At 63.7% G+C, this 15364-nt stretch carries 18 protein-coding genes, 1 tRNA gene and 1 pseudogene; 10 read left to right on the top strand and 10 right to left on the bottom strand.

The window, feature by feature from the left end:
• Position 1: 1 nt before the first annotated feature.
• Positions 2–973, top strand: a complete 972-nt coding sequence (locus tag DU478_RS19105) for a ketopantoate reductase family protein (protein WP_114512557.1) — start codon at positions 2–4, stop codon at positions 971–973.
• Between the two features lie 683 nt (positions 974–1656).
• On the opposite strand, the gene DU478_RS23210 is transcribed toward DU478_RS19105, so the two are convergent.
• Genes DU478_RS23210 through DU478_RS19085 form a run of 4 tightly spaced genes read right to left on the bottom strand, consistent with a single transcriptional unit; the run spans position 1657 to position 3976 of the window.
• Complete coding sequence (locus DU478_RS23210; RefSeq protein ID WP_199488381.1) at positions 1657–1809, bottom strand: hypothetical protein; 153 nt, start codon at positions 1807–1809, stop codon at positions 1657–1659.
• On the bottom strand, positions 1802–2251 hold the full coding sequence (locus tag DU478_RS19095; RefSeq protein ID WP_114512555.1) for a type II toxin-antitoxin system VapC family toxin: 450 nt from the start codon (positions 2249–2251) through the stop codon (positions 1802–1804). Before DU478_RS19095 ends, DU478_RS23210 begins: the two co-directional genes overlap by 8 nt.
• On the bottom strand, positions 2244–2984 hold the full coding sequence (locus DU478_RS19090; protein ID WP_114512554.1) for a hypothetical protein: 741 nt from the start codon (positions 2982–2984) through the stop codon (positions 2244–2246). The genes DU478_RS19095 and DU478_RS19090 overlap by 8 nt, the downstream gene beginning before the upstream one ends.
• 32 nt (positions 2985–3016) lie before the next feature.
• A complete protein-coding gene (locus tag DU478_RS19085) occupies positions 3017–3976 on the bottom strand; it encodes an IS1595 family transposase (protein ID WP_114512553.1) in 960 nt (319 codons plus the stop codon).
• A gap of 108 nt (positions 3977–4084) precedes the next feature.
• Here DU478_RS19085 and DU478_RS19080 point away from each other — a divergent pair, with 108 nt between their 5' ends.
• The 3 genes from DU478_RS19080 to DU478_RS19070 all read left to right on the top strand — a co-directional run bounded on the left by DU478_RS19080 (position 4085) and on the right by DU478_RS19070 (position 6483).
• On the top strand, positions 4085–4816 hold the full coding sequence (locus DU478_RS19080; protein ID WP_114512552.1) for an extensin-like domain-containing protein: 732 nt from the start codon (positions 4085–4087) through the stop codon (positions 4814–4816).
• Between the two features lie 293 nt (positions 4817–5109).
• Positions 5110–5844 (top strand): hypothetical protein, encoded by a 735-nt coding sequence (locus DU478_RS19075; protein ID WP_114512551.1) that lies wholly within the window; start codon positions 5110–5112, stop codon positions 5842–5844.
• A gap of 297 nt (positions 5845–6141) precedes the next feature.
• The gene (locus tag DU478_RS19070) at positions 6142–6483 is read left to right on the top strand and encodes a DUF2853 family protein (RefSeq protein ID WP_114512550.1); all 342 of its coding nucleotides are present in this window, start codon (positions 6142–6144) and stop codon (positions 6481–6483) included.
• A 240-nt stretch (positions 6484–6723) separates the two neighbouring features.
• Here the strand turns inward: DU478_RS19070 and DU478_RS19065 are convergent, their stop codons facing one another.
• The 5 genes from DU478_RS19065 to tsaD form a co-directional block, all read right to left on the bottom strand.
• Entirely contained in the window at positions 6724–7122 is a 399-nt protein-coding gene (locus DU478_RS19065; RefSeq protein WP_114512549.1) for a DUF1761 domain-containing protein, read from the bottom strand.
• A 65-nt stretch (positions 7123–7187) separates the two neighbouring features.
• Entirely contained in the window at positions 7188–7607 is a 420-nt protein-coding gene (locus DU478_RS19060; RefSeq protein WP_114512548.1) for an EVE domain-containing protein, read from the bottom strand.
• Entirely contained in the window at positions 7607–7879 is a 273-nt protein-coding gene (locus DU478_RS19055) for a YciI family protein (RefSeq protein WP_114512547.1), read from the bottom strand. The genes DU478_RS19060 and DU478_RS19055 overlap by 1 nt, the downstream gene beginning before the upstream one ends.
• Before the next feature lie 2 nt (positions 7880–7881).
• On the bottom strand, positions 7882–8844 hold the full coding sequence (locus tag DU478_RS19050; protein ID WP_114512546.1) for an NAD(P)H-dependent glycerol-3-phosphate dehydrogenase: 963 nt from the start codon (positions 8842–8844) through the stop codon (positions 7882–7884).
• Positions 8841–9935, bottom strand: coding sequence for a tRNA (adenosine(37)-N6)-threonylcarbamoyltransferase complex transferase subunit TsaD (gene tsaD, locus DU478_RS19045; RefSeq protein WP_114512545.1), 1095 nt, complete (start codon positions 9933–9935; stop codon positions 8841–8843). Before tsaD ends, DU478_RS19050 begins: the two co-directional genes overlap by 4 nt.
• Positions 9936–9969: 34 nt before the next feature.
• Here tsaD and DU478_RS19040 point away from each other — a divergent pair, with 34 nt between their 5' ends.
• The 4 genes from DU478_RS19040 to DU478_RS19025 all read left to right on the top strand — a co-directional run bounded on the left by DU478_RS19040 (position 9970) and on the right by DU478_RS19025 (position 13918).
• Positions 9970–10719 (top strand): uroporphyrinogen-III synthase, encoded by a 750-nt coding sequence (locus DU478_RS19040; RefSeq protein WP_158545815.1) that lies wholly within the window; start codon positions 9970–9972, stop codon positions 10717–10719.
• Between the two features lie 62 nt (positions 10720–10781).
• Positions 10782–12284 carry a COG4223 family protein gene (locus DU478_RS19035; RefSeq protein ID WP_114512544.1) on the top strand — a complete coding sequence of 501 codons (1503 nt, stop codon included), beginning with the start codon at positions 10782–10784 and terminating at the stop codon, positions 12282–12284.
• Positions 12285–12294: 10 nt separating this feature from the next.
• Positions 12295–13797 (top strand): heme biosynthesis protein HemY, encoded by a 1503-nt coding sequence (locus DU478_RS19030; RefSeq protein WP_114512543.1) that lies wholly within the window; start codon positions 12295–12297, stop codon positions 13795–13797.
• Positions 13798–13842: 45 nt separating this feature from the next.
• Positions 13843–13918: transfer RNA gene (locus DU478_RS19025), tRNA-Thr, on the top strand.
• Between the two features lie 172 nt (positions 13919–14090).
• Here the strand turns inward: DU478_RS19025 and DU478_RS23810 are convergent.
• Complete coding sequence (locus tag DU478_RS23810) at positions 14091–14252, bottom strand: hypothetical protein (RefSeq protein ID WP_233501430.1); 162 nt, start codon at positions 14250–14252, stop codon at positions 14091–14093.
• Positions 14253–14318: 66 nt separating this feature from the next.
• Here DU478_RS23810 and DU478_RS19015 point away from each other — a divergent pair, with 66 nt between their 5' ends.
• Positions 14319–14612 (top strand): cytidylyltransferase domain-containing protein, encoded by a 294-nt coding sequence (locus tag DU478_RS19015; RefSeq protein ID WP_114512542.1) that lies wholly within the window; start codon positions 14319–14321, stop codon positions 14610–14612.
• A gap of 27 nt (positions 14613–14639) precedes the next feature.
• A pseudogene (locus tag DU478_RS23420) lies at positions 14640–15091 on the top strand (transposase); the annotation flags it as partial.
• Positions 15092–15364: the final 273 nt, after the last annotated feature.

Here is a 15364-nt window from a genome sequence, read left to right as displayed (position 1 = left end):
CATGCGCGCGGTGGTCTTCGGCGTCGGCGGCATCGGGGGCACCGTTGCCGCGGCGCTGAGCCTCAACGGGATCGAGGTCATCGGCATCGCGCGCGGCGCACAACTGAATGCGATCCGGGCGCGCGGCCTGCGGGTACGCACGCCCCGGATGGACAAGGTGGTCCGGTTCGACTGCGTCGGCAGCGTGGCCGAGGCGGGGCTGCGGCCCGACGACATCGTTTTGCTGTGCATGAAAACGCAGGACACCGCCGCGGCGCTGGAGGATCTGCGCGCGGCGGGGTTGCGTGACCAGCCGATCTTCTGCCTGCAGAACGGGGTGGCCAACGAACGCATGGCGCTGCGGCTGTTTCCGAACGTGCACGGTGTCACGGTCATGGTCCCCGCGAGCTTTCTCACGCCCGGAGAGATCGCCGTGCATGCCGAACCCAAACTTGGCATCTTCGACATCGGCCGCTATCCGCATGGACAGGATGCCGACGACACGCGGCTGGCGCAGGCGCTGGACGGCAGCCTGATCGCGGGGTTCGTGCTGGACGACGTGATGGCCAGCAAATACGGCAAACTGCTGATGAACCTGGGCAACATCCTCGAAGCGGCACTGGGCAAGGGACATGGCCAGGACGACCTGGTCGAAGCGGCGCGCGACGAGGCAAGGGCGGATTATGCCGCGCATGGCATCGCTTTTGCGGATGTCAGCATGAAGGACCCGCGCCGGGCCGAACACCTGCGGATCACCGATATCGAAGGGGTGGAGCGGGTCGGTGGCTCCACCACGCAGAGCCTGTTGCGCGGGCTCGGGTCGATCGAGACCGATTACCTCAACGGCGAGATCGTCCTGCTGGGGCGTCTTGCGGGCGTGCCGACGCCTGTGAACGCGGGTCTGGTCGCGCTCGCGGCGCGTCTCGTGCAGGAGGGCGCGCCCGCGGGGGGTGTCGATGCGGCGCAGTTGCGTGCCGATCTTGGGTTGGCCTGACCTTTTGTTGGGCGATTGTATATTTGACAAACCCGCTTGATGACCGCAATATATAGTGGCGCGCTCTTGACTCACCACAAGAACGAATCGAGACTGTGCAGGACGGTTGGAAACGGATGCGCCGCCAAGGCGGGAACCAAGGCGGCGCGAACTTTCCGATCTCCGCAACCCTATCAGGACGGGTCGCTGCGGATAGCTGGATAAGGTGTAGAAATCCTACGCGGGAGGACTCAAGCAAGTCAAGGCGATCCGTCGCATTTTGCGAAAGGATGCCGACATGGCTACCTATCTAATCTCGTTTCGCGTTGCGAACGATAGAACTTACGCGGATCGCTATGCTTCCCTTGTTGATACTATCAAAAGTGAGGCGGAAAACTCGACGACCTGGGACGAGACAACGTCACTGATCATCATCAAGTCTTCCAAATCCACTCAAACGCTCGCGACTGCAATCTACCTAGGATCGTCAGTTGCTTCGAGTGATACGATCCTAGTCGTCAATGCTTCTAATGGCACCTACGCCACGAGGGGCGAAGTGAAGTATCCGTCCACACTCGCGAACCTTTTCGATGGGAACACTCTCGCGCGGTCGCTGTTCGGATAAGAACTCTTGGTGCAGGCAGACTGGCACACGCATAAGCCGGGCTGCCTGCATGACCAATGACACCCTGATCCTCTGAGATCTAGTCATTCTGACCAGCCCCCCCTTTTTCGCCCTGCTTTTGCTTCGCTAGCTTCCGAAGCTTCTCGTTGAAACGCTCTTCGTCGTCGTCCGTCTCTAGCTGGCGGGCGGCTTCCTTGAAGCGTTCAAGCTGGGTTTTCTTGTCGTCAGACACCAAGCGTTCCTTGTGCTGCTGGCTGTGGCTCACGAATTTCAATGTCCTCAAGGTCAAGCCCCTTGGATATGAGGGGCTTGTCGAAGGTCTCAAGCACAGGGCAGTCATATTGTAGGGCCGTTGCTACGTGAATTGAGTCTTTTGGCCTAATCCCGCTTTCCCACACAAGACGCTGCGCCCGTTGCGCAATCCGTCTGTCAAGGTTCACGACACGCAATGAAGACCGTCTAAAAAAGCGGTTGAGAAGATCAGCCTTGTCTTCTGTTAGTTTGGGCGCGCCTTTCAGCCATAGCACTTCCGCCAACGTCAGCGCCGAAGTCATTATAAGGAACTCACCTCTTTGCGCAGCGTCCAACGTATCACGACACGCAGCCTCGCGATCAGTCTCATTTTGCAACCACGCCAAAAAAGCATTGCTATCCCAGTAAATGCGATCAGGCATGTTCTGCAAATAAGCCTTTGACGTCCGCCGCTGTCGGCAAATCTTTGTCCTCAGGGAGCGTCGTCAAGCTTTCCATTCGAATGGATGTGGGGCGTCCAAGCCTGTTGTAATGGATGATACCTGCGACCTCTACTCGCCGCCGGAAAGCTTCCATCGCTTGTTCAATTTGCGCATCGCTTACACGGCACGGGATTGCGCGTTTCCACAAGGGGTCCTGAATCCTGATCTCTAAGCCCCCAGCCTGATCAGATATAGCCCGAAGTGTCCCCTCAAGAGTTCCATAATCATTGTAGGAACTAGCCTCATCTTGCCGCACGAGATCGCCAACCTCCGGACCAAAATCGATTGGGCGACGGGATAGCCAAAACCTCATCGGAGTGATGTGGCCAGCGCTTCTCGTTAGATCAGAAAGCTTCTTGGCATGTTGAATGGCCTTTTCGGTCAAAACGGGTGCAGAGAAATCGCCTTCAACAAGCGCTGTGGCTCCCTCGTACATTCTCTGTAGTGCGGCGCTGACCGCATTGCTGTCGCTCTGCGCACCGACAGAAAGAGCAACAATGTTGCTCCCTTCCCGGACCTTCACGCGCCAATTGACGCTTTCCTCTCGCGGCACTTGCGCCAACTCATCAGTAAGTCCGAAGAACTCACGGCACGCTGCCACAAAGCGGCGCGGCTCAAGATCGTCTCCGATCTCAAGCGCCAAGTCCGTGGGGATGTCATCTTTCGTTGCCATGCGTTCAAAAATCCGCGCCTTTGGCGCGGATTCTACGCGCCCAACGAGTCCCGGTAAAGAAGTCTCTTCCCGGCTACGCTAGATAGTGCAGCAGAAGCCCTTTCGGCATCGTTTACGCCATTGGCCTCGCGGTGATTGTAACGGAAGTCGAATTCCGCAGCGTAGCGATGCAGGTGCTGCTTGCCGCAGTGCTGGTACACGCCCTTCATGCCGCGTTTGAAGATGCTGTAGAAACCTTCGACGGTGTTGGTATGAACCTGCGGCTTCTCGCGCTTCACATACTCGCCCGCGCTGTGCGTAGTGAAATCGTGGCCCGCAAAGTCGTCGGCAAGGCGCGTGTATTGCTTGGCCTCGTCAGTGTAGATCACGGCTTCCTTAGCGATATTCTCGCGCAGGATCGGGACCAGCGTGTCCTTCTTGATATCATCGACTACGATGGACTTGGCGCGCTTGGTGTCGCGGTCCACGAGGGTCAGCATTGCGTTCTTGTGAGCGAAGCCGCGCGCTGTCTTGCTCTTCTTGTGCTTCGTGCCGATGAAGGTTTCGTCAACCTCAACAGTGCCGCCATCGCTGCCGAACGGGGCTAGAGCGCCGGAACGCATACACTCGCGGATGCGGTGGGTTAGGAACCATGCGGACTTGTAGGTGATGCCCAGAACGCGGTGAAGCTGGTGGCTGCTGATGCCCTTCTTGCTGGAAACCATCAGGTGGATTGCCTGGAGCCACAGGTGCAGCGGCAGGTGGCTTTCCTCAAAAATGGTGCCTTTGCGGACGGTGAACTGCTTGCGGCACTCGCGGCACTTCCAGAGGCCGTGGCGCTCTTTGCCTTCCGGGTTCTTCTTGGACGGTTTGGTGCGAACGCCCTCCAGTTTGTAAGCGCGATCCACCACGCCGCAGTGCGGACAGACCGGGCCGTCAGCCCACAGCATCGCCTCAACATGCGCAAAGGCTGCGGCTTCGTCGTGCATGTAGGGGGCGGAGAGAACGGACATGGCGGATACCTCTAACTTGTTGAGTTAGATATAGGAGTCTCAGTTGGGTTTGTCAAATATACAATCGCCTTTTGTTGAATTGCGCCCGCGCCCGGCCATCTTTGGCGGATGAGTGACTCTCCCTCGCCGCGCCGCCGGGCGCTTCGCCGCGTCGCACTCCTTCTGCTGCTGGCCGCTGTCGCCTATCTCGGGCAGGCGCTGGTGCGCCACCCGGACACGCCGCTGCCCGACGAATGGAACCTGTGGGAACCGCTGCGCATCGCCGATCCGGTGACGCCGGTTACGGGGTTCAAGCTGCGCCGGGCGCTCGATACGTCGGACATGTGCGTCGAGATCCTGCAGGACGGCGGCGCGGCCATCGACCCGATGCCCGACCTGGACCAGTCCGAGACTTGCGGTATCCGGGACCGGGTGGCGCTGCGCGGGTTCAAAGACCTGCGTCTCAGCCCGGTCGAAACGGCCTGCCCCACCGCGCTGCGGCTGGCGCTCTGGGTCGAACATGGCATCCAACCCGCCGCCCGCGTCGCTTTCGGGCAGGAGGTCGCCCGATTGCACCATTTCTCGAGTTACAGCTGCCGCGAAATCCGAACGCCGGACGGCGGCGGCGGCCGGATGAGCAGCCATGCCACCGCCAGCGCCATCGACATCAGCGGCGTGACGCTGGCCGACGGGCGGCGCATCGACCTCTTGGACGGCTGGGACGGGCCGGACGGGGATTTCCTGAGGCGCATTCGCGACGCTGCCTGCACGTGGTTCGGGACCACGCTCGGACCCGAGTACAATGCCCTGCACCGCGATCACTTCCACTTGCAGGACCGCGGCTACGGCACTTGTCGCTAGACGCTTGGCCGGTTCCCGCCGGGACGACTCCGCCTTGAATCGAGCGGCCTTCTGCCGATCCGAGCGTTGGAAGCGGAATTTGCATGCCGTCGGATACCGCCGGACGTCAACTTTCTCGGAAAGCAGCGGGTTTTCTCCGTTCCCTGTCCTGAAAGATCGTCGGATTCGCTCGGAATCTCAATGCGATAAGGTCGCAAGCCGTTGGTTCCAAGGAAAAATTTCACATGGGCGGAAACCCCCATGACCCTTTGCGGCTTATCTGGTCAGACGTCACACAGACAAGGAGACGACCAATGGCACTGAAAGACATGATGCTTGGTACCGCAATCGCAGCCCTCATCGCCGGGGGTGCTGTTGCCCAGGACACCAACACGCAACCCACCGAGGGCGACGCGCCTGCCGTGGAAGAAATGGAGCAATCGGACGGTGATACCGGTGCGTCCACCGAGACGACGGCAGAGACCGAAGCTCAGGACGACATGTCGACCGGAGAGACCGCCGAGACGGAAACCGAAGACGGCATGTCCACGGAGTCGACCGCGGAAACCGACACCGGGACCGACATGGAGACCGACTCGGCGGACGGTGGGATGGGCTCCGACACCGACACCGCTGCCGATGATCCGGCAACGACGGATGGCGGCAGCGACATGGAAGCCGAGGCTCCGGACGCGGGCAGCGAAATGGCAGCCGAAAGCGAAGCTGCCGAAGCACCGTCCAGCCTGAGCGAAATGACCGTGGGCCAAGTGGTTGGCACCAGCGTTCTGGGCGTCGACAACGAAGATGTCGGTGAGGTCGACTATGTGATCGCTCAGGGCGACAGCGTGTCTTTCGTGATCGGGATCGGCGGCTTCCTCGGCCTCGGCGAATACACGGTGGCTCTGCCGGCCGATCAGTTCTCGCTGAATGCCGACGGCGAACTCAAACTGTCTTCGATGACCCGCGCGGATCTCGAGCAGCAACCCGAGTTCGACGAGAGCGAAGCAGAGAGCCTGCCGGACGATCTGCGCATCGGCGATCTGTCGTAAACACGTCGCACTTTCACCTCCTGCCGTGGCGCGCCTTCGGGCGCGCCATTTTTGCGCGGGCGGGTCCGATGCCCTGGCTTGTCCTGTCGGATACCGTCGGGACGGCGGCCCATTGAAACCGTCCGCCTGTGCCGGGACAGACACAACCGGCAGAGGATTTCCGCGCAGGGGAAAAGGCTCCGCGATTTACCATTGTCAGCCTTTCGCCATCTGGTCACCATGCCCGGGCAATGCTTCGGGGGGACCGGGGTAGCACCGCAATGACAGGCCAGAGCCTGCATCAGAGGGAGTGACCAAATGGGAAAACGAGACGAACTGATCGCGAAATATGCCGAGGATCTGCGCAGCAAGTGCGGCATGGAGCCGGACATGGACCTGCTGACCAAGGTGACGATCGGCTGCGGCCCGGCCATCTACAACGCCGACGCGTCGACGGTGGCGGCAGGTCAGGAGCACGAGCTTGAAACGGTCAAGGACAATTTCCTGGTCAAGAAGCTGGGCCTTGCGGACGGACCGCAGCTGATGGACGCGATCCATTCGGTCATCGACACCTACGGAAAGTCCGAGCGCAACAAGTACCGCGCGGTGATCTATTACATGCTGACCAAACATTTCGGCAAGGAATCGGTCTACGGCTGATTCTTGTCCACATGTTCCGCGCTGCGAAAGGTCCCTGCGGGGGCCTTTTGTGTTTCATGGGTTAATAAAGCCGGTCGAATGCGACGGGCTTGAGGTTTGCGCTAGCGGCCCGTCTCGGGTATCCGTCCTGCATCGCGCCAGGATGGCCGAAACCATGTTCAGTTCACGACCGGTGCTGTGGGAGCGCCTGGGGTGACGGGGGTTTCGGCACTGGCCGGACCCCCTTTCCCAGCCGACCGATCACGCAACGATCCCGAGGATCAGCCCCGCCACGGCCGGACCGAGGACCGCATAGCCGCCGTCGATCAGCATCAGCATCCGTGGCCGCTGCGCATAGGCGTAGTTCATGCAGAGCCAGGGCCCGAGGATGAAGACCCCGACGCCCAGCCCCGACACCAACCCTTTGGCCGCGGTGTCGATGCCCGCCGTCGCAAAGACGTGCCGCATCATGCCGGATAGCAGCAGCGCCGCGACAAAGCCGATGATAAAAGGCGTGGCTGATCCCGCACCTTGCGGTTTGCCCTCCGCATTGACCGGAATGCCGACCACCGCGATCCATGCCTTGGACAAGGTCATGTACCAGGCTGCGCCCGCCGCAAAGCAGCCCAGGGCCGCGATGAAGACCGATAAGACTCCCATGACTTCCCTCCGTCCAGAAATCGCGAAGATCGTGCCATCGCGGCGCGATTCCGTCCAGTTTCCGGTTACGGCTCCGTCCGGCCCAGTTCGCAGACCACGCGCCATTCCGCCTCGGTCACCGGTTGCACCGAAAGGCGCGAGTTGTTGATCAGCACCATGCCGGACAGCCGGTCGTCACCCTTGCACATCTCGAGCGTCACCGGCTGCGTGAAGGGGCGCACCGCCTTGATGTCGACGCACTCCCATCGGTCGTCTTCCGTGGTGCTGTCGGGATGCGCCTCGGCGATGACCTCGACGATGCCGACCACGGCCTTTTCGGTCTGGCTGTGGTAGAAGAAGCCGAGGTCGCCGACGGTCATCTCGCGCATGAAGTTGCGCGCCTGGTAATTGCGCACGCCGTCCCATTCCTCGCCCGCATCGCCCTTGGCCACCTGGTCGTCCCAGCCCCAGACCGAGGGTTCGGATTTGAAGAGCCAGTACGCCATCAGCCGATCACCCGGTTCCAGGGGATCAGCTCGACGCTGTCGAACAAGCCGGCCTTGCCGTACGGGTCGCCGTCGACCCAGGCGCGGGCGGCGTCCATGTCGGGCAGGTCGAGGATCACCAGCGAACCGCACATCTCTCCGGCATCGTCCAGCAGAGGGCCGGCCTGCTGCACGGCGTCGCCGGATTTGAGGTAGTCCACATGGGCGGGGCGGTTTTCCTGCCGGATGTGCAGGGCGCCGGGCTTGTCCCGGGCAATGAGAGCGATGAGCATGGTTACTCCTCTTTCAGGGGTCGGGAAATCAGCGCGTCCAGCGCCTGCGAGACGCTGAGCGCGCCGGTCACGAGGTGCGCGACGGTGGTGCAGATCGGCAGGTCGAGCGCCGTGGTCTCGGCGATTTTCGCCAGAGCCTGCGCGGTCGCGGCGCCTTCGACGGTCAGGTTCGGGTTGAAATCGGTGCCGCGCCCCAGCGCCAGACCCAGCCGGTAGTTGCGCGACAGGTCCGAGGTGCAGGTCAGGGTCAGATCGCCCAGCCCGCAAAGCCCGTTCAGCGTTTCGGCCCGCGCGCCCATGTGTTCTGCGATGCGCATCATCTCGGCAAAGCCGCGGGTCAGCAGCGCGGCGCGCGCGCTGTCGCCCAAGCCCGCGCCGATGGCCGCGCCGCAGGCGATGGCGATGACGTTCTTGAGCGCGCCGCCCAGTTCGGCACCCACCATGTCGTCGCTGCGATAGAGCCGCAGGCTGCGCGTCGAAAGCTGCCGTTGCAGGTCCTGCGCCCAGTCGGCCTCTGCGCAGGCCAACGTCAGCGCCGTGGGCAGACCTGCGGCGATGTCCTTGGCGAAACTCGGGCCGGTCAGCACGGCGGGAACGGCCTGCGGCTTGGCCGTCGCGATCACGCCCGAGGGGCCGGTCATGCTGGCGAGGTCGATGCCCTTGCAGCAGGCGACAAGCGCCGTGCCGTCGAGGTCGTCGTCGATCTGCCCCAGCAGCGACGACAGGCTTTGCATCGGCACGGACAGCAGCAGAACCGGCGCGCGGGCGGCCTCGGCCAGGTTGTCGGTCAGTGTCAGTGAGTCGGGCAGCGGAGCTTCTGGCAGGCGCGGGGCGCGGCGGGTTTCGCGCATCGCGGTGACGGTCGCGGGGTCGCGCGCCCAGAGTGTCACCTCGCGTCCGCCGGAGCAGAGCGCGATGGCCAGCGCGGTGCCGAAGGCGCCCGATCCCAGAACCGCGATACTCATGCCTTGGCGCCTTTCTTTCCCGATCCGACCAGTGGTGCCGCGGCGCTGTCCAGCGGCCAACGGGGGCGGGCCGAGAGGGTCATGTCGTGCTTTGTTCCGGCGGCAAACAACGCGCCGCCCGCATAAGCGATCATCGCCGCGTTGTCGGTGCAGAGCGCCAGCGGCGGCGCGGTGAAGGTCACGCCTTGTTCGGCGCAGAGCATGGTCAACGCCGCGCGCAGCGGCGTGTTCGCCGCCACGCCTCCGGCGATGGCAAAGCCGGGGCTTGCCGGGGCCTCGTCGAGGTAGAGCGCCAGCGCCCGCCGGGTCTTTTCCACCAGAACGTCGCGGAGCGCGTCCTGGAACCCGGCGCAAAGGTCGGCCACGTCGCGGCTGTGCAATCCGCCCTGATCCGCGATCAGCGCGTCGCGCTGGCGCAGCACGGCGGTCTTCAGCCCGGAAAAGGACATGTCGCAACCGGGCCGGTCGAGCAGTGGCCGGGGCAGCCGGAATCGTGTCGGATCGCCGGTTTCGGCGGCCTTCTGTACCGACGGCCCGCCCGGTTGCGGCAGGCCCAGCAGGCGGGCGGTCTTGTCGAAAGCCTCGCCGGGGGCGTCGTCGATGGTGCCGCCGAGGCGGGTGAAGTCATGCGGGCCGCGCACGATCAGGAACTGGCAATGCCCGCCCGAGACCAGAAGCATCAGGTAGGGAAAGGGCAGGTCGTCGGTGAGCCGCGGGGTCAGCGCGTGACCGGCAAGATGATTGACCCCGATCAGCGGACGGTCCAGCCCGGCGGCCAGTCCCTTGGCCAGCATCACCCCCGACAGCACACCGCCGATCAGACCCGGCCCCGCCGTCACGGCGATGGCATCGACGCCGCGCAGGGTCACGCCCGCCTGCCGGATCGCCGCTGCCACGCAGATGTCGAGCTTTTCCGCATGGGCCCGCGCGGCGATCTCGGGCACCACGCCGCCGAAGGCGCTGTGCAGCTCGGCCTGTCCCAGCACCACCGACGACAGCACCTCGCGTCCGCGCACCAGCGCGGCGGCGGTGTCGTCGCAACTGCTTTCGAGGCCGAGGATGAGGGGCGTGTCCGGCACGGGGCTGTCCATTGCGTCAGGCTTGGCCCCGGAGTACCACCGGGGGATGAAGCCGACAATCCCGCCCGTGCCGCGGCCCAAGCTGCTGCTGACCCGGCCCCAACCCGCGTCCGAGCGCTTTGCCGCAGAGCTGCGCGATGACGGGGCGGGATCCTTCGACTGCGTGATCTCGCCGCTTGTCGGGATCGTTGCCAGCGGGCCTTTGCCCGATCTTTCCGGCTACATGAGGCTGATCTTCACCTCGGCCAATGCGGTCGAGGCCTATGCCGATCTGGGTGGCCCGTCGGGGCTGTCCTGCTTTACCGTCGGCGATGCCACGGCGCTGGCGGCGGAAAACGCGGGGCTTGTTCCGCGCTCTGCGGGCGGCGATGCCGATGCACTGGCTTCGCTCATCAGGCGGGACCGTCCCGCCGGGCCTCTCTTGCACCTGCGCGGCACCCATGCGCGCGGCGATCTCGCAGAGCGGCTGACGGCGCAGGGAATTTTGACGGACGAGGCGGTGATCTACGATCAGCCGCTGGGGGACCTCAGCCCGGAGGCGCAGACGCTGCTGGGCGCATGGCCTGCGGTCATCGTGCCTTTGTTCTCGCCGCGCAGTGCCGCGCGATTTGCCGAAACGGCAGGTCATGTTAGGTCTTGCTGGATCGTCGCAATGAGTGACGCGGTGGCTCAGGCGATGAGCGTGCTGCGGCCCGACCGGCTTATGATCGCTGCCCATCCCACGGGCGCGGAGATGCGGAAAACGGTGGCAATGCTTATGGATGAGGCAAGGACGCTTGAGGGCAAGCAAGCCTGACAGTAAGGTCGATTGGATAGATAACGTGTTCAGAGCGTTGAGATTCGAAAGGTTGGCGGCACGTGGCAAACAAAAAGACCTCCGATAAGAGCTCCGAAAAGGACAAGGCGGCAGACGGTTCCGCGTCCGAAGACACGCCAAAGGCCGATCCGCTGCACGTCCCCGAAGCCCCCGTTCCCGACGAACCCGCCGGGGCGGAAAGCGCCCGAAACCGCGACGCGGAAGGCGACGGAACCACGACCGCCGGGGACGCTCCCGAGACGGAAACTGCCAAGACCGAAGGCGCAGACTCGGTGCCGGTCTTTGCCGACGATACCGCAATGACGGCCGAGGCGTCGCCGTGGGACAAAAAGCCCGAAGACGCAGAGGCTGCGACCGAGGGCGAAGACGGCTCCAGCACTGCGGATGACACGGTTGCAGGCTCCGGGTCGGATGACGACACGACAGCCGCCGACCGGATCGACACCGAAGGCGAAAGCGCGGTCAATGCGACGCCTGATGCGGGCGGCGACACCGGAACGCCCGCAGCGGCGGCCGCGGCGCCGCAGGCAGTGCGCGAAACGGTCGTGGAGAGGCGCGGCGGCTTCTTCCCGGTTCTCCTGGGCGGCATCCTCGCAGCCGGAGCGGGGTACCTTGCCGCGCAGTACGAATCGGGCGACTGGCCCTTTGCCACCGCCACCACCGAGGACCCGTTCCGCACCCAGACCGAAGCGGCGCTGCAGTCGCAGCAGACCAGCGTCGACGATCTGACCTCCCGCCTTGGCGCGGTCGAGGGCGCCATCGCCAATGTCGACGACTCGGCCACCGAAGCCGCGCTGTCGGGACTGACCGAACAGGTGGACGCGCTCAACGACCAGATCGCGACCCTTTCCGAACAGCAGGGGCTGCTCGAGGTGCGTGTCGTCAACCTCGAGAAAGCGCCGGTCGCGGACACAGTGTCGCCCGATGCCATCGCTGCCTACGAGCGCGAGCTCGACGCCCTGCGCGCCGAGATATCGGAACAGCGCGTGTCGATCGAGAACATGGCGCAAGAGGCGGTGGCCGCCGAACAGAACGCTTCGGCCCAGGCCGAGCTGGCGCGGGCGCGGGCGGCGTTGGCGGAGCTGACCGCGGCGCTCGACAGCGGCCAGCCGTTCCAGCAATCGGTGACCGAAATCATGGGCGTCGACGAGGTCGCCGTGCCCGACGCGCTGACCGCGACCGCGTCGGAGGGCGTGCCGACCCAGGCCGCGCTTCTGGACAGCTATCCCGACGCGGCGCGGGCGGCGCTACAGGCGGCGCGTGCCGGAGAGGACGGCACGATCTCCGGCGGGTTGGGCGGTTTCCTGAGATCCCAACTGGGCGCTCGGTCGGTCGCGCCGCGCGAAGGCGACGATCCCGATGCGGTGCTGTCCCGTGCAGAAGCTGCGCTGAAAGCCGGCGAGTTGCAGACGGCCCTGACCGAGATCGAGACGCTGCCCGAAGAGGCCAAGGCCGCGATGTCGGACTGGATCACCAGCGCGAGGATGCGGGCGCAGGCGCAGTCGGCGGTCAACGCGCTTTCCCAGGAATTGAACACTAAGTAAGGGTCGACAGATGCTGTGGTCACTAATCAAGATTCTGCTCTTTGTCGCGGTGATCGCGGCGCTGACCCTGGGTGCGGGCTACCTGATGGAAAGCACCGGCGGCGTGCAGGTCACGGTCGCCGGAACCGAATACACGCTCGGCCCGTTGCAATCGGTGATCGCGGCGGTGCTGATCGTCGTGGCGGTCTGGATCCTGCTCAAGCTGCTGTCGCTGCTGGTGGCGGTGCTGCACTTCCTCAACGGCGACGAAACGGCGATCTCGCGCTATTTCGACCGTAACCGCGAACGCAAGGGCTTCCAGGCGCTGAGCGAGGGCATGCTGGCGCTGGCCAGCGGCGAGGGCCGTGTCGCCATGGCCAAGGCCGCCAAGGCGGAACGCTATCTGCACAAACCCGAACTCACCGACCTGATCACCGCGCAGGCGGCGGAAATGACCGGCGACCGGGCCAAGGCCGAAACCGTCTACAAGCGGCTGGTGACCCACGATACCACCCGCTTCGTCGGGGTGCGCGGCATCATGCGGCAAAAGCTCGAGGCCGGGGATACCGACACGGCGCTGAAACTGGCCGAACGGGCCTTCGCGCTCAAGCCCAAGCACGAAGAGGTGCAGGACGTGCTTTTGAAGCTGCAAGCGCAGAAGCATGACTGGACCGGCGCGCGTAAGACGCTGAACGCCAAGCTCAAGCACGGGTCTATGCCGCGCGACGTGCACAAGCGCCGCGACGCGGTGCTGGCGCTGTCCGAGGCCAAGGACATCCTCGACGCCGACAAGAGCATCGAGGCGCGCGAGGCGGCGATCGCCGCCAACAAATCCTCGCCCGACCTCATTCCGGCCGCGGTCATGGCGGCACGCGGATATATCGCCGACGGGCGCCAGAAGAACGCCACGCGCATCCTCAAGCGCGCCTGGGAGGCGCAGCCGCATCCCGACCTCGCCGCCGCCTTTGCCGAGATCGAACCGAACGAGTCGCCGCAGGAGCGGCTCAAGCGGTTCCGGCAGCTGACGGTGATCAAGCCCGACCACCGCGAAACGCGGCTGCTGATGGCCGAGCTGTTCCTAGCCGCCGAGGATTTCCCCGGTGCCCGCCGCGCCATGGGATCGCTGGTCGAAACCGAAAGCGACGCGCGTGTGCTGGCGATCATGGCCGCCATCGAGCGCGGCGAAGGCGCGCCCGATTCGGTGGTGCGCGGTTGGCTTGCCAAGGCGGTGATCGCGCCGCGCGGCCCGCAATGGGTCTGCGACAACTGCAACCAGGTCCATGCCGAATGGGGTCCGGTCTGCACGAACTGCCAGGGCTTCGACACGCTCAGCTGGCGCAGCCCGCCGCATGTCGAAGGGGCTGTGCCTCCGGGTGCCGAAATGCTGCCGCTTCTCATCGGCACCACCGACGAGCCGGTCGAGGACGTGGAGGACCTGCCCCCCGATCCCGACCCCGAACGCGCGGCCCGCAACCAGCAGGTTCTGGACGCCATCGCCGGGTCCGGCGCCAAGGCTGCGCAGTCGTCAAAATAGCCCTTTTCCTGCGTCGGCCTCGGTGCTAAGAGGCCGCGCACCGGGGCCGCTGTAGCTCAGCTGGTAGAGCACGTCATTCGTAATGATGGGGTCGGGGGTTCGAGTCCCTTCAGCGGCACCATAAAATCAAAACAAGTATTTGAATTTTATAGATATTTCCTCATTGATAACTAATTTATCCCCCGAAATATACACCCTTAAGCTTTTGGTTACTATCCGTTGATTTTCACTGTTGATCGGCGTTGATGATGTGGCCGCCCCCGCCCGCGGTAACCTCCGATTTACCGCCCCCTTTATGGGTACTCATAGAGCCACCTTGGCGCGGGGATGCCGTCGAGGGTGGTCACTTTGTCAAAAGCCACCGTGATGGACGGATCGGCACCCGATTGCAGTCTTTGCATTTCATCTTTGGCACCAGCATCTTTACCTTCTGCGCCGTTCATTTTTTTTTGCACAAATAGTCCCGCACTCAGCTCGGCCCCGGTCCTTGGGCCAAGTGTCATGTAAAGTTGTGAGGCACCATGCAGTTTGCAATTATCCCCGCTCGCGGCGGCAGCAAGCGCATCCCCCGAAAGAACATCCTTCCCATTGGCGGCAAGCCGATGATCGGCTGGCCTATCGCTGCAGCTCTTGCCTGCGGCCTCTTTGCGGATGTGGTCGTATCTACGGACGATGACGAAATCGCCGACGTTGCGCGTGCCGCGGGGGCGCGCGTACCATTCCGCAGGCCTGCGGAGCTTGCTGATGAGCTGAGCCCGGCACGGGGAGTGATCAACTGGAGTAGCCCCCTGAAAGTGGTCCACCAACTGGGATAGTTTTGTCCCGCAATTGGAGGATCAGCGATGGCTGGGAAACGAGAGAAGCCCGAAGAGATCGTATCTAAGCTTCGGCAGGTTGAAATTCTGCAAGGACAAGGGGCGACGATTGCCGAGGCAGTGCGCCAGATCGGTGTGACGCAACAGACGTTCTATCGATGGCGTAAGCTTTATGGCGGGATGCAGCGGTCTCAGCTTGCGCGCCTGAAAGAGCTGGAGAAGGAGAACCAGCGGCTGCGGCGCACGGTGTCTGATTTGACGCTGGATAAATTGATCCTGACCGAGGCGGTAAAGGGAAACTTCTGAGCCCTTCGCGTCGCCGGAAATGCATCGACCATGTGCGGCGGGAACTTGACGTATCGGAGCGCCGGGCCTGCCGCACGCTCGGGCAGCATCGGTCCACGCAGCGCAAGATGCCGCAGGGTCGGGCTGACGAGAAGCATCTGACCGACGGCATCATTGAACTGGCCGATCAGTACCTGCTTACGCGGCACGCCGCTCGTCAACGCCACACGCACTGCTTCGGCACGGAATTCCTCGGTCGGTCGTGATGCCATCTGTGTTCTCCTTTGCGACACGATACGTGGTCAAAGGAGCGGCACAATCCCGCGACAGGTCCAAACCTGGTGCTTCGGGTCAGGCTCTATCTGCCATTCGTCCGCCGTGGAACGGGCCCCGCTCGAGCGATTTCCAGTCCATAGGGATGGGAAATCAAGGAACCGCCAAGGAAGCCTTTGGTTAAGTTGTAGGAC

This window comes from Thalassococcus profundi (assembly GCF_003344785.1).
Classification (GTDB): Bacteria; Pseudomonadota; Alphaproteobacteria; order Rhodobacterales; family Rhodobacteraceae; genus Puniceibacterium; species Puniceibacterium profundi.
Note: the sequence above shows the minus strand (reverse complement) of the source record. Positions and strands in the feature narration are given on the sequence as shown.

Bases quoted from the DNA above. Each gene is read 5' to 3' on its own strand.
- DU478_RS19040 (WP_158545815.1), top strand. From the start codon at position 9,970: ATGAAGCCGACAATCCCGCCCGTGCCGCGGCCCAAGCTGCTGCTGACC.
- DU478_RS19055 (WP_114512547.1), bottom strand. From the start codon at position 7,879: ATGCTCATCGCTCTCATTGCCCGGGACAAGCCCGGCGCCCTGCACATC.
- DU478_RS19030 (WP_114512543.1), top strand. From the start codon at position 12,295: ATGCTGTGGTCACTAATCAAGATTCTGCTCTTTGTCGCGGTGATCGCG.
- DU478_RS19080 (WP_114512552.1), top strand. From the start codon at position 4,085: ATGAGTGACTCTCCCTCGCCGCGCCGCCGGGCGCTTCGCCGCGTCGCA.
- tsaD (WP_114512545.1), bottom strand. From the start codon at position 9,935: ATGGACAGCCCCGTGCCGGACACGCCCCTCATCCTCGGCCTCGAAAGC.
- DU478_RS19050 (WP_114512546.1), bottom strand. From the start codon at position 8,844: ATGAGTATCGCGGTTCTGGGATCGGGCGCCTTCGGCACCGCGCTGGCC.
- DU478_RS19095 (WP_114512555.1), bottom strand. From the start codon at position 2,251: ATGCCTGATCGCATTTACTGGGATAGCAATGCTTTTTTGGCGTGGTTG.
- DU478_RS19090 (WP_114512554.1), bottom strand. From the start codon at position 2,984: ATGGCAACGAAAGATGACATCCCCACGGACTTGGCGCTTGAGATCGGA.
- DU478_RS19085 (WP_114512553.1), bottom strand. From the start codon at position 3,976: ATGTCCGTTCTCTCCGCCCCCTACATGCACGACGAAGCCGCAGCCTTT.
- DU478_RS19075 (WP_114512551.1), top strand. From the start codon at position 5,110: ATGGCACTGAAAGACATGATGCTTGGTACCGCAATCGCAGCCCTCATC.
- DU478_RS19065 (WP_114512549.1), bottom strand. From the start codon at position 7,122: ATGGGAGTCTTATCGGTCTTCATCGCGGCCCTGGGCTGCTTTGCGGCG.
- DU478_RS19060 (WP_114512548.1), bottom strand. From the start codon at position 7,607: ATGGCGTACTGGCTCTTCAAATCCGAACCCTCGGTCTGGGGCTGGGAC.
- DU478_RS19105 (WP_114512557.1), top strand. From the start codon at position 2: ATGCGCGCGGTGGTCTTCGGCGTCGGCGGCATCGGGGGCACCGTTGCC.
- DU478_RS19070 (WP_114512550.1), top strand. From the start codon at position 6,142: ATGGGAAAACGAGACGAACTGATCGCGAAATATGCCGAGGATCTGCGC.
- DU478_RS19015 (WP_114512542.1), top strand. From the start codon at position 14,319: ATGCAGTTTGCAATTATCCCCGCTCGCGGCGGCAGCAAGCGCATCCCC.